This is a genomic window from Streptomyces sp. NPDC002467, assembly GCF_042889825.1.
In the GTDB taxonomy this organism is placed as follows: Bacteria; Actinomycetota; Actinomycetes; order Streptomycetales; family Streptomycetaceae; genus Streptomyces.
In genome coordinates this window covers 282,274-295,188 of sequence record NZ_JBIARJ010000001.1, presented here as the reverse complement: position 1 = coordinate 295,188, position 12,915 = coordinate 282,274, and the positions used below count along the sequence as shown (strand labels likewise).

Below are 12,915 nucleotides of genomic sequence, written 5' to 3'. Positions count from 1 at the left end.
AGAGCACGTGCTCGAGCACATAGTTCCCCCCACGGTCCAGACCGCCCACTCGCTGAGCGATCGAGCCGACGCCGGGGCCCTGCTGTTCCCCGAGGAGTGGCCCGCCGTCGCCACGGCCGTCAGCTCCCGCCAGGCGGAGTACGCGACAGTGCGCGCCTGCGCACGTGACGCGCTCACGAAGCTCGGGCAGCCTCCCGTGGCCCTGGTTCCCGGTGAGAACAGGGAACCTCGCTGGCCGGCCGGAATCGTGGGGAGCATGACCCACTGCACGGGTTACCGGGGTGCGGCGGTCGCGCACGATCGCGACATCGCCGCACTGGGCATCGACGCCGAACCGAATGCTCCTTTGCCCGACGGCGACGGCCTGCTGAACGTGATCGCGCACCGTGAGGAGATCGACCTCCTGGCGGCCCTGCCCGCCTGCGGAACCGCGTGGGACCGATTGCTGTTCAGCGCGAAGGAATGCGTCTACAAGGCCTGGTTCCCACTGACCGGGCGCTGGCTCGGATTCGAAGAGGCAATCGTGAGGATCAGCCCCGCAGGAACCTTCGAAGCACAACTGCTCGTCGAGGGGCCCACGTTGGACGGGGAAGTCCTGGACGGCTTCAGCGGCACCTGGCTGCACGCGGACGGCCTTCTCCTCACCGCCATCGCCGTGCCGTATCGGCGTACGAGTGAACGTGGCGTCGGCAACGAGGCGCGGGCCGGACCCGTGAAGGGGCCGATCGTCAGTACCGGTCGTCGTCGGACCTCGTGCCGTCGTGAGGACCGTAGGGATCACCGTCTTCGGGCAACGGCGGGAGCACCAGGGCGCTTGGCAGCGGTCCTTGGTCCTGCTGACGTGCGTAGCGATGCATACGGACCCGCAGATGCATCTTCCGTTCCCGCACCCTCAGTCGACGTCGTTCCCGCCGTCCGGCTTCATCGTCGTCCAGTTCCTGGGTGAGTCGCCGATTCTCCCAGTAGTCACGCTCCTGGTCGGCCACCTCCTCCCCGGGAGAGGGGGCGTCCTCATGGTCACCGTCGTCGTCCAAACGGGCTGTCATGCGGCTCAGATTACTTGCGGCCCGGACCCTTGAGTATGGCGTGGACCACCCCTGAAGAGGCGACTCGACGTCCTGGTTTTCGCCGCGGGAGCCGGTGCGGTTCCGACCGGCGGTATCGGGCGGAAGTCGCCGCCCGGTCGCCTCTTTCCCTGCCGATCCCGGGGCGTCGGCACTCCTAAGGTCTTCATCCATCGCGCATGACGATCAGATCGCCGTACAAGCAAGTCGGGGGATCAGCGAGCGTCCCCTTCCGAAGGCGTACCAGGCCTTTGAACAGCGCTTTCGACCCTGCGCACACCATCGCGCGAGTCTTCGGCGCGACAGGCACCGGCACAGGCCGACTTCCGGGGTGAGCGCGCCCCTCAGTACACGGACATTCCCTTCCGATTTGGGCAGAGGACCAATGATGTCGAGCACACTCGTGGAACGGCCCGCCTCCGTGGCCGCCACCTCCCTGACCGCCACCACCCCGACCGCCGCCTCCCTGACCGGCAGCGTTCAGCAGCCGAGCGGTATGCCGGTGCACCGCTACAAGCCCTTCGACGGCCCGGACCTGCCGGACCGCCGGTGGCCGGCGCGCAAGCTCCGCAAGGCTCCGCTGTGGTGTTCGGTGGACCTCCGCGACGGCAACCAGGCGCTGCCCGAGCCCATGGACCTGGCGCGCAAGCACCGGCTGTTCCGGCAACTCGTCGCCATGGGCTTCAAGGAGATCGAGGTCGGCTTCCCGTCGGCGAGCCAGGTCGACTTCGACTTCGTGCGCGAGCTGATCGAGCAGGACCTGATCCCGCACGACGTGACGATCCAGGTCATCATGCAGGCGCGTACCGAACTGATCGAGCGCACCTTCGAGGCACTGCGGGGCGCCCGGCGCGCCGTGGCCCACCTGTACAACTCCGTCTCGCCGCTCCAGCGCCGGGTGGTGTTCGGCGCGGACCGCGAGGACATCCTCGACATGACGGTGCAGGCGGTCCGGCTGATCACCAAGCTCGCCGCGGAACATGTCGGCGGAGAGATCCTGTTCGAGTACTCGCCGGAGTCGTTCACCGCGACCGAACCCGACTTCGCGCTGGAGATCTGCGAGGCCGTCATGGACGTCTGGCAGCCGGCTCCGGGGCGTCCGATCATCATCAGCCTGCCCGCGACCGTCGAGTGCACCCTGCCCAACGAGTTCGCCGATCAGGTCGAGTGGATGGACCGCAACCTGAGCCGTCGCGAGCACATCACCCTGTGCGTGCACCCGCACAACGACCGGGGCACGGGAGTGGCCGCGGCCGAACTCGCGGTCCTGGCCGGGGCCGACCGGGTCGAGGGCTGCCTGTTCGGCAACGGCGAGCGCACCGGCAACGTGGACCTGGTGACGCTCGGCATGAACCTCTTTTCCCAGGGCGTCGACCCGATGATCGACTTCTCGGACATGGCCACGATCCGGCAGGTCGCCGAGGAGTGCACGCAGTTGCCGACCCATCCGCGCCACCCGTACGCGGGCGACCTGGTGTACACGGCGTTCTCCGGTTCCCATCAGGACGCGATCAAGAAGGGGCTCGACTCGATGGAGCGAGCCGCGCAGAGCGTCGGGATCCTCGTCGGCGAGACCCCCTGGGGCGTTCCCTACCTGCCGATCGACCCGAAGGACATCGGCCGTTCGTACGAGGCGATCATTCGCGTCAACAGCCAGTCGGGCAAGGGCGGGGTCGCCTACCTGCTCAAGACGGGGCACGGCTTCGACCTTCCGCGCCGCCTCCAGGTGGAGGTCTCCCGCATGGTCCAGCGGCACAGCGAGGAGTGCGCCACCGAGGTCGGATCCGCGCAGGTGTGGGAGCTCTTCACCCGGGAGTTCCTGGCCGAGGGCCTGCGGCTGCGGGTGAGCGACACGGCGAACGGCGTGGTCGAGGCGGAACTCGACGGATCCACCCGCTACTTCCGAGCCGACGGCGGCGAGGCATTCGCCGAGGCGCTGCGGGGCGCCGGGACGGACGTGGTCGCGCAGTCCCTCACCGTCCAGCCGCCCGGCGCCGAGAACTCCTCGGTCGTCGTCTACGCCGAGTGCACGGTCGACGGGGAGAGCGTCTGGGGTGTCGGCCTCCACTCCGACGAGGCCGGGGCGGCCGTGCGCGCCATAGCCTCCGCGGTCAACCGGGCCGCCCGGTAACACCGCGGCACGCCACTTCGGACCGGGGCGCCCCGCCACGGCACCGTCAGCTCGGTGACCGGGCCCATGAGATAGGCAAAAAACGATGTTCAGAGATCTCCGGAAGCGTCCCGGGACGTCCTCCAGTGGGCCGCCCGAGGAGCTGACCTGCTATTTCCTTCACCATGCGGGCGGTTCCTCCGCCGGCTACATGCCGCTGGCGCAGGCTTTCCCGCCTGGCTGGCGACTGCGCGCCATCGACCTCCCGGGCCGCGGCGCGGCCTCCCATCAGCCGCACTGCCGTGACGCGGCGGAGGCCGTGGAGCTGCTCAAGCCCGCCATCCTGGCCGAAGTGAACGGCCCGTACGCCGTGTTCGGGCACAGCATGGGCGCCCTGATCGGATACGAGCTCGTCCGGGAACTGGAGCGGGCCGGTCTCCCGCCGGTCTGGCTCGGGGTGTCCGCGATGCCCGCGCCCAAGCTGGCGTGCGCCCGCTTCTCCGAGCGCCGCGACCTGTGGTCGTCGGAGCGTTTGATCAGCTTCATGCGGAGGCTGGGCGGCACCCCGGAGGAGATGCTGACCGACCCCGACATAGCGGACTGGATGGTCGGCATCCTGCGGGGTGACCTGCACCTGGTGGACACCTACGAGTACGCGGAGGGGCCGCCCGTCACGGTGCCGATGTCGGTCTTCATGGGCGTCGAGGACGAGCTGTCCACGCCCGAGCTGATCGACGACTGGCAGTCGTACTGCACCCGGCCCGTGCGGTTCCACCACCTGCCCGGAGGCCACTTCTACCTGTTCGAGCAGGCGGAAGGCCTGGCCCGGTACATGGCCGAGGACATGGCGAAGGTCAAGCAGACGGCAGCGCTGTGATCACAGTCCACCCGAAGTACGAGATCGACCCGACCGAGAAGGAAAGACAGTCAATGGAATCGTCATCGAAGACCGTCCCTCAGCAGGGCGAACAGGGCGGGACATCGGAAAGGCCGGACACATGCCCTGACTCCTCCACTCCACTTGTGCGGGAAATCGCGGAGCTGTGGTCATCACTTCTCGACGACCGCGAGGTCGGAGCGGACGACAACTTCTTCGAGATCGGCGGGAATTCGCTGATCGGCATCCGGATCCTCGAGGGGCTGTCGCAGAGGTACGGAGTCCAGCTGTCCGTACGTGACTTCTACCTGGCGCAGACCCCGGCTCGGGTCGCCGAGCTGATCGAACAGGGCAGGGCCCGGACGTGAGGTTGACACCGGGCGCCGTCCGCGACATCGACCTCGGTGATGTCGATCTGCTCGACTTGGACCTCTACACATCGGGCGATCCACACCGTATCTGGGACGTGATGCGGGCTGAGGCGCCCTTGCACCACCAAACGCTGGCGGACGGCCGGGAATTCTGGTCGGTGACCCGCTACGACGACGTCTGCCGCGTACTCGGCGACCACCGGGAATTCACCTCGGAACGCGGCACGGTGATCACTCATCTCGGGGAGGACGACGTCGCGGCCGGCGTGCTGCTGACGTCCACCGACCCGCCCCGGCACACCGAGGTCCGCAGGCCGATCGCTCCCAAGCTCACCGCACGGGCGGTGAAGTCCTGGGAGGACGGCATCCGGCGGGCGATCGTACGGTTCCTCGAACCGGCCCTCGACGGCTCCACCTTCGACCTGGGCGAGCAGGTGCAACGCCTGCCCGCGATCGTCACGGGTCCCCTCCTGGGAATCCCGGAGAAGGACTGGGACGAACTCGTCCAGCTGACGTCGATGGTGATGGCCCCTTCGGACCCGCACTTCAAGCTCGGCAGCGAAGCGGCGACACTGGCCATCGCCCACCACGAACTCGTCGACTACGTGACCCAATGGGTCAAACGGCGGCGGTCGGACGGTGGCGAGGACGGGAGTCTGCTCGACCACCTGATGAGCGTCCGCGCGGGGGACGCGCCGCTGACCGACGAGGAGATCGCCCTCGACGGCTACAGCATCCTCCTGGGCGCCAACATCACGACCCCGTCCACCATCTCGGGCACGGTGCAGGCGCTCATCGAACACCCCGAGCAGTACGCGCGGGCCGCCGCCGACCTGTCCCTGGTGCCCAACCTCGTCGAGGAGGGGCTGCGCTGGACGTCGTCCGCGTGCAACTTCATGCGGTACGCGGTGCACGACGTCGAGATCGGCGGGGGCACTATCCCCGCCGGCGGAGCGGTTGTCGCATGGATCGGATCGGCCAACCGGGACGAGTCCCAGTTTCCCGACCCGCACCGATTCGACATCACGCGCGGCAATGCGAAGCGTCAAGTCGCCTTCGGTTTCGGACCGCACTTCTGCATCGGGGCGCCGCTGGCCCGGATGACCCTGCGCATCTTCTTCGAGGAACTTCTTCAGCGGTGCGAATCGATTGAACCCGTCGGAGATCCGCAGCATCTGCGGTCGATCTTCATTGCGGGGATGACCAATTTTCCCATCACCGTCCGCAAGAGGCGACACGACGGTCGCCACTTCGAGGGGCAGCGCAGCGCCGATTCCGCAACAGCCGGAACCGACGCCGCCGCACGGCCTGCCGAAACACCGGCAGTCGAGTGCCCGGTATCTGCCGCCGTTCTGCCTCAGCAGGTGCCGATGAAAGTGAATTCCGGGTCCTAGCCTGGTTTTCTGAGCTTCATCTGGCAGGGCCACCATCTTCGAGCCCACCCACCCACCTCCCGACCGGAGCAATGATGAGCAATACCTCATTGGAAGCAGCGGACAATGCCGAATGGCTGGCCGTGCACAACGAGGAAGGACGGCACAGTATTTGGCCTGTCGACCTTTCCATACCCACCGGATGGAGCGAGGCCGGATACCGCGGCGACAAGTCCGGTTGTCTGGAGTGGATATCGGACAACTGGGTGGACTCGCGACCGGCCGGTGTGGGTCGGGTGCAGACTTGAGCATTCGAGAAGGCGGTCGGCAATGGCTCGTCCGCGACACCGACCCCGACGCGCGAGCCCGGGTGTTCTGCTTCCCGGTCGCCGGCATGGGCGCATCCGCCTATCGCGGCTGGCCCACGCGGATAGGTGACATCGAGATCTGTCCCGTCCAGCTCCCGGGCCGTGAGAACCGGTTCAGGTCCCCGGCCCACACGTCCATGGACGTGTTCGCCAAGGACGCGGCCGACGCACTCCAGCCCTACCTGGACAAGCCCTTCGCCTTCTTCGGCCACTGCTTCGGAGCGCGCCTGGCCTACGGCCTCTCGGTCGAGCTCGCCGCCCGTGGCGGTCCGATGCCCCGGCAGATCTTCGCCTCCTCCTGCCTGGCCCCCCACCGAGGCGGCTACTTCGGCGGCGGTCGCTCCGGCCCCTTCACGCCGGAAACCACCGACGAGGAGTACATGGAGGAGCTGCGCCACGGCTGCGAGCAGCGCGGCGAGCCCACACCCCCGGACGAGCTGCTCGCCCTGTCCATCCAGGTGCTGCGCGCCGACATCGCCCTGACCTGCGGCTACCAGCCCTCGGGCGCGGGCAGCACCCCCCTGAACGTAACCACCATCTCCTGGACCGGGGACACGCACATGCGTCCCGAGGAGATGGACGAGTGGTCGGCCTACGGAAATGTGCACCAAATCCTGCTGACCGGAGACGACCACACCCACCGATCGGCACCGGCGGACCTGCTTCAGGTCATCGCAGACGGTCTTCCCGAATGAATAGGAGCGCTCACACCGTGAACACGGACGACCGCACTGACCTGGGTGCGCCCCTCACCCTCACCGAGCTCTTCGCCCGGTCAGCCGCCGCGCACGGCGACTCTCCGGCCGTGTCGGACGACTCCGGCCGCCGGCTCACCTACGCCGAGCTCGACCGCGCCTCGGCGGAGCTGGCCCAGCGCCTCATCGACGAGGGCGTACGCCGCGAGGACCGGGTGGGCATCCACCGCGAGCGCGATGTCGACCTCGTCATCAGCATTCTCGGCGTACTGCGAGCCGGCGCGGCCTACGCGGCCGTGGACCTGCGTTACCCGAAGGCCCGGCGCGAGCTCATGCTCCGCGCGGCCGACGGCCGCCTGACCCTGGTCGGCCCGGGCGAGCGGGAGCAGCTCGGTGACCAGATGCGCACCATGGTCTGGGAGTACGACGCCGAACGCGCCCAGGCCGACGCGCCGAAGGCAGACCTGCCCGAGGCGGCCCCGCAGGACGCCGCGTGCGTGCTGTTCACCTCCGGTTCCACCGGCACCCCCAAGGGCGTCGTGGTCGAGCACCACAACCTCGTGCACTTCGCGGCGAACCCGCTGCTGCCGGAGCTCAGCCCCGCCGACCGCGTGGCCCAGATCGCGAACATCTCCTTCGACACCTTCCACTGGGAGCTGTGGAGCTCGTTCTGGGCCGGCGCCGAGATCGTCATGATGCCCTCGGTGCCCGACCTGGTGAAGGGCGACCCCGGCCGCGAGCTGCGCCGCCGTCGGATCACCGCACTGCTCTCGCCGACCATGGCCTTCAACCACATCGCGGCCGAGGACGCCGACGTGTTCTCCTCGCTCCGCGTCCTGCAGACCGGTGGCGACGTGGTCCGTCCCGCCGCCTGCCGCGACGTGCTCGCGAGCAAGTTCTCGGGCCGGCTGGTCAATCTGTACGGGCCCACCGAGGGAACCACCGCGGCCACCGCGTTCACCATCACCGACGTCGCGCCGGACGCGACGAGCGTGCCCATCGGCGCCGGTCTCGCGGGCGTGCAGCTGCACGTCCTCGACGCGCAGCTGCGCCCGGTCCCGAAGGGCACTGCGGGCGAGCTCCACATCGGCGGAGCCGGCGTGACCCGCGGCTATCTGCGTGATCCCGCGCGAACGGCGGAGCGGTTCCTGCCCGACCCGTTCGGCACCCCCGGATCCGTGATGTACGCGACCGGCGACCTCGTCAGCGAGCGCCCCGACGGCGTACTGGACTACCTCGGCCGGAACGACGACCAGGTGAAGATCCGCGGCTACCGGGTCGAGCCGCGCGAGGTGGAGCGTTCGCTGCTGGCCTGCTCCGGCGTTCTCGACGTCGCCGTGCTGCCGCAGGGCGAGGGCCAGGACAAGCGGCTCGTCGCGTTCGTCGTGCCCCAGGGCCGGACCACCATGCCCGAGGTGCGTGCGTACGCCGAGGCGACCATCCCGGACTACCAGGTGCCCTCCGAGTTCGTTCAGGTGCCGGAGATCCAGTCCACCGCGCACGGCAAGCGCGACACGGCGGCGCTGCTGGAGCTCCTGGGCGACCGGGACCGGCGCCGCAGCGACTACGTGGCTCCGCGCACGGACAGCGAGCGCTACCTCACCAAGGTCTGGGAGGAGCTGCTCGGCACCGAGCGGATCAGCGTCAACGACGACTTCTTCGAGCTCGGCGGCAACTCGATGCTGGCCTTCCGCATGAGCCGCCGGATCAACCGGGACCAGGCGGCGGGCATCGGTCTGGAAGACGTGCTCGGCAACACCGTGCTGTGCGACATGGCTCTCGCCCTCGACGCGTCGCGGAGCAAGGGAGAGGACGAATGACGCAGCTCCTGATGTCGGCCGCCGACATCGACCTCAACGACACCGAGGCCTTCGTCACCGGCGACCCCCACGAGTTGTGGGCGCGGCTGCGCGCGGAGGACCCGGTCCACTGGAACCCCACGCCCGAGGGCGGGTTCTGGGCCCTGACCAAGTTCGACGACGTGCTGATGGGCTTCCGGGACACCGAGACGTTCAGCTCGGAGCACGGAACCGTCATCGGCGGCTCGTACCGCAACGAGGTCGACACCGCCTCCGGGCGCATGCTCGTCACCTCCGACGCCCAGCGCCACCGGCAGCTGCGCCGCCGGATGCACCGGGTGTTCTCCGCGAAGATGGTCGAGCGGGTGACGGAGACGGTCCGCGAGCGGGTCGCCGTAGTGCTGGACAAGATGTGGGCCGACGGCGGCGGCGACTTCGCCACCGACGTGGCCCGCGAGCTGCCGGCCAGTGGTCTGATGGCCCAGCTGAACATCGGACACGCCGACGCGCTGCACCTGCTGCGCCTCACCCAGACCATGATCGGGTACCGGGACGAGGACCACAGCCTCGGCATCGCGCACGAAGGGCTGCGGCTCGCGACCGCCCAGGCCGACGTCTTCGACTTCTTCCTGGACCTGATCGCCGAGCGCCGGGTCAATCCGGGCGACGACGCGGTGAGCATCCTGCTCCGACCCGAGCCGGGTGAGCGTGAACTCGACGAGGACACGCTCCTGTTCAACCTCATGAACCTGGCGATCGGCGGCAACGAGACGACCCAGCACAGCGCCAGTGGTGGTCTGCTCGCGCTGATGGACGACCCGGCGCAGTGGGAAAGGCTGCGGGCGGACCGGAAGCTGGTCGGCACCGGTCTCGAGGAGTTCGTCCGTTGGACGTCCACCGCCTCGTACGTGCAGCGGCAGCTCACCAAGCCCGTCGTTCTGCGCGGCGTGCAGATGGCGGAGGGCGACTCGGTCACGCTGTGGACGGCGTCCGCCAACCGCGACGAGGACCAGTTCCCCGAACCGAACCGCTTCGACCTCGGCCGCACCCCCAACCGCCACGTCGGCTTCGCCAGCGGACCGCATCACTGCATCGGTGCCGCGATGGGCCGTACCGCGCTCGCCGCCCTGCTCCAGGGCCTGCGCGAGCGGCCCGGCCGGCTGCTCCCGGCCGGCCCGACGGTCCGGCTCAGGTCGAACTTCATGCTCGAGTACAAGAGCGTTCCCGTCGAGGTGACCGCGGCATGACGGTCTGGACCCTGCAGCCCATTCCGGCCGACGGCGACTACCTGGTCTTCGGCGTGCCGTACGCGGGCACCGGCGCCGCCTCGTTCAAGGCGTGGCCGCGAGAGCTCGGCGAGGGCCGGTTCTGCGCCGTGCAGCCGCCGGGCCGCGAGAACCGGTTCGGCGAAGCCCACGTCGGCAGCCACCAGGAGTTCGCGGAGGGCCTGGTGGCGGAGATCGCCGACCGGCTGGACCGGCCGTACGCGCTGATCGGGCACTGCGGTGCGGTGCCGTTCCTGCTGCAGATCGCGGCACACCTGGAGGAGCGGGGCCTGCCGACTCCCGAGCGGATCTTCGCCTCCGGGTGGGGTGCTCCGCACAAGGGGCTCTACGGCAGGTTGAACTTCGTCGACCTCGACGAGGTCGACATGGTCGCCGAGATCGAGGAGCGGTCCGCGGCTCTGGGCTACCGGCTGCCGCCGGAATTCCTCGAGATGGCCGCGGAGACCCTGCTCGCCGATGTGCGGCTGCAGCGCGGCTACCGGGCCGAGGCACTGCCCAGCCGGGACATCCCGGTCTCGGTGATCGGCTGGACCGAGGACGCTGTCGTCCCCCAGGCCGAGGTATGGCCCGGATGGGACGAGTGCGCCTCGGCGACCTACCACGTCCTGGACGGCGATCACTGGGAGTTCCTTCGCTTCCCCCGGGAACTGCGCGACCTCATCGAGCGCGAGATGACCGCCGCGATCGGCAAGTAGACGACCGACGCGGCTCGTGACCGCCGGACACCACGCGAACGAACGCGGCGTGGCATTCAGCACCAAGTCCGCGCAGACGCTCAAAGGACCAGACATGACCATTCACGTGTTGAGCCATCGAACCCCCGGGGACATCGACCGACCGAGCGTGACGCTGACCGACCGGGAGCGCACCGAGGTGCGCGCCCTGGCGGAGGAACTGCACCGGTCTCCGGCCGCCGGTCAGGTCGACGATCCCCGCTGGCTGGCGGAGGCTCGGCGGCACAGCTGCCGGCTGCCGGTCCGGCTGCTGGAAGCTCTGCGCGACTTCCGCTCCGAGCCCGGCCCCGGCGGAACCCTGCTGGTCGGGAACCTCCCCGTCGACGCGGAGACGTTGCCCGACACTCCGTCGGTGCCGGACTCGGTGGAGCGCAGGGCCACGGTGCCCGCCACGACCGCGATGCTCCTCGGCCAGCAGCTCGGCGACGTGTTCGCCTTCCGCAACGAGAAGCACGGTGCGCTGGTGCACAACGTCGTGCCGGTCCCGGCACTGGCCGCCTCGCAGAGCAACGGCGGTTCCGTCGAGCTCGAACTGCACAACGAGAACGCCTTCCATCCGCACCGGCCGGACCTCATCGGGCTGCTGTGCCTGCGCAGCGATCACGAGGGCACGGCGGGCACCCTGTTCTCCTCCGTAAGGCGGGCGCGGGTGCTGCTCGACGACGGCGACGTGGCGATCCTGCGGCAGCCCCGCTTCGTCACCGAGGCGCCGCCGTCGTTCCGTGCGGGCGACGCGGCCACCGCGCACGGCGTCCTGAACGGCTCGTTCGACGACCCGGACATCCAGGTCGACTTCAACGCGACCAGGGCACTCGACGACGAGGCCGGCGCGGCGCTGCGCCGGCTCGGCGCCGCCCTGGCCGAGGTGGCGTCGGAACTGGTGCTGCGTCCGGGCGACATGGCGTTCCTGGACAACCGACTCGTGGTGCACGGCCGTACCGAGTTCACACCCCGCTACGACGGCAACGACCGCTGGCTGCACCGGGTCTACGTCCATCTGGACGGGCGACCCAGCCTGTCGCACCGGATCGGTCCAGGGCCCGTTCTGGCCTAGGTGCCGTGCCGTGCCGAGCCCCGGCCGGATCAGGCCCCCGGCCTGATCCGCCGGACGGCTCCCGGCCGACCGTCCGCGAGATTCCCGAAAAGGACTAAGCATATGAACGCAGCCCAGACGGCTGTCATCCCGTCGGCCGAACCGGCGGCGCAGAGCCTGGTGCGACAGATCCTCCTGGACATCTGGAGCACCACGCTCGGGCACGACGTGAGCGTGCACGACAACTTCTTCCAAGCCGGAGGCGATTCGCTGACGGCCCTCGTCACCATCGAGCAGATCAACCAGCGCCTCGGCTGGCGGCTCAACATGGGCGACCTCATGCGGTTCCAGACCATCGCCGAACTGAGCGCGGAGAAGGCGCAGCCGCAGGCCGCCAACGCCGAGAGCGCGCTGATCCGGATGAGCAACCAGGGGTCGCGCACTCCGATCGTCTTCGTCCACGCCGGGCACGGCATGGTCGACGGCTACGGCCGGCTCATCCGGGAGCTGGGCACGGACCGGGCCTGCTACGGGCTGCAGTCCCCCCTTCTGGTCGAGGGCGCCGGGAGCGTACCGGACGACATCCCGGGTCTTGCCGGGCTCTACGCGGACGCGCTGCAGGACGAATTCGGTGAGGACGAGTTCCATCTCTTCGGCTCCTGCGCGGGTGGCGCGCTCTGCCTGGAACTCAACCGCATCGCCGCCGATCGCGGGCTCACCATCGGCCGGACGATCGTGGTCGACGGCTACGTCTATCGGAACCCCGACGGCGTGATGTCCGACGACGAGCTGATCGTGGACTTCTACGCGGGTCTCCTGCGCATGTCGGGCACCACGGAACAGTTTCCGGCGATGAGCCCGCAGGACGCCGACCTCGACGTGGCGTTGCGCAACTCGGCCGCCGCCATGTTCGGCACGGGCCTGGGCTTCGACGAGCGGGCCGAGGCGTTCTGCCGCCGCCTCTACACCTCGTTCGTCAGCACCGCGCGGGCGTCGGAGTCGTACCGCCCCGAGCCCGCCGACGTCGATCTGCTCCTGCTCCTCGCGCAGGACAACCCCACGCTCGAAGACTGGAGTTCGGTCATCAAGGGCGAGCTGACCGCGGAAGTGCTCGATTCCGAGTTCTACGGCCAGCGGCTCTGCATCGAAGAGGCCCCGTATCTCGTGGCCCGCACCATCAACTACCTGGGCGAGAACTGATCAGC

General features: G+C 69.1%; 12 protein-coding genes. All 12 read left to right on the top strand.

What is annotated here, in order from left to right:
• Nucleotides 1–7 precede the first annotated feature (7 nt).
• Entirely contained in the window at nucleotides 8–946 is a 939-nt protein-coding gene (locus ACFYYJ_RS01370) for a 4'-phosphopantetheinyl transferase (protein ID WP_389127632.1), read from the top strand.
• 503 nt (nucleotides 947–1,449) lie between these two features.
• The gene (gene leuA / locus ACFYYJ_RS01365) at nucleotides 1,450–3,195 is read left to right on the top strand and encodes a 2-isopropylmalate synthase (protein WP_385358067.1); all 1,746 of its coding nucleotides are present in this window, start codon (nucleotides 1,450–1,452) and stop codon (nucleotides 3,193–3,195) included.
• Nucleotides 3,196–3,280: 85 nt separating this feature from the next.
• Nucleotides 3,281–4,051 carry a thioesterase II family protein gene (locus tag ACFYYJ_RS01360; RefSeq protein WP_385358069.1) on the top strand — a complete coding sequence of 257 codons (771 nt, stop codon included), beginning with the start codon at nucleotides 3,281–3,283 and terminating at the stop codon, nucleotides 4,049–4,051.
• Between the two features lie 146 nt (nucleotides 4,052–4,197).
• Nucleotides 4,198–4,419, top strand: a complete 222-nt coding sequence (locus tag ACFYYJ_RS01355; RefSeq protein ID WP_385127191.1) for a phosphopantetheine-binding protein — start codon at nucleotides 4,198–4,200, stop codon at nucleotides 4,417–4,419.
• On the top strand, nucleotides 4,416–5,816 hold the full coding sequence (locus ACFYYJ_RS01350; RefSeq protein WP_389127629.1) for a cytochrome P450: 1,401 nt from the start codon (nucleotides 4,416–4,418) through the stop codon (nucleotides 5,814–5,816). Before ACFYYJ_RS01355 ends, ACFYYJ_RS01350 begins: the two co-directional genes overlap by 4 nt.
• A 71-nt stretch (nucleotides 5,817–5,887) precedes the next feature.
• Nucleotides 5,888–6,103: an MbtH family NRPS accessory protein gene (locus ACFYYJ_RS01345; RefSeq protein WP_389127627.1), complete on the top strand. Its 216-nt coding sequence runs from the start codon at nucleotides 5,888–5,890 to the stop codon at nucleotides 6,101–6,103.
• Complete coding sequence (locus ACFYYJ_RS01340) at nucleotides 6,100–6,858, top strand: thioesterase II family protein (RefSeq protein WP_385358073.1); 759 nt, start codon at nucleotides 6,100–6,102, stop codon at nucleotides 6,856–6,858. Before ACFYYJ_RS01345 ends, ACFYYJ_RS01340 begins: the two co-directional genes overlap by 4 nt.
• A gap of 17 nt (nucleotides 6,859–6,875) precedes the next feature.
• On the top strand, nucleotides 6,876–8,678 hold the full coding sequence (locus ACFYYJ_RS01335) for a non-ribosomal peptide synthetase (RefSeq protein WP_389127624.1): 1,803 nt from the start codon (nucleotides 6,876–6,878) through the stop codon (nucleotides 8,676–8,678).
• Entirely contained in the window at nucleotides 8,675–9,904 is a 1,230-nt protein-coding gene (locus ACFYYJ_RS01330) for a cytochrome P450 (RefSeq protein WP_385358077.1), read from the top strand. The genes ACFYYJ_RS01335 and ACFYYJ_RS01330 overlap by 4 nt, the downstream gene beginning before the upstream one ends.
• Entirely contained in the window at nucleotides 9,901–10,638 is a 738-nt protein-coding gene (locus ACFYYJ_RS01325) for a thioesterase II family protein (protein WP_385127200.1), read from the top strand. The genes ACFYYJ_RS01330 and ACFYYJ_RS01325 overlap by 4 nt, the downstream gene beginning before the upstream one ends.
• 94 nt (nucleotides 10,639–10,732) lie before the next feature.
• Nucleotides 10,733–11,731, top strand: coding sequence for a TauD/TfdA family dioxygenase (locus ACFYYJ_RS01320; RefSeq protein WP_389127621.1), 999 nt, complete (start codon nucleotides 10,733–10,735; stop codon nucleotides 11,729–11,731).
• Nucleotides 11,732–11,833: 102 nt separating this feature from the next.
• On the top strand, nucleotides 11,834–12,910 hold the full coding sequence (locus ACFYYJ_RS01315; protein ID WP_385127203.1) for a phosphopantetheine-binding protein: 1,077 nt from the start codon (nucleotides 11,834–11,836) through the stop codon (nucleotides 12,908–12,910).
• Nucleotides 12,911–12,915: the final 5 nt, after the last annotated feature.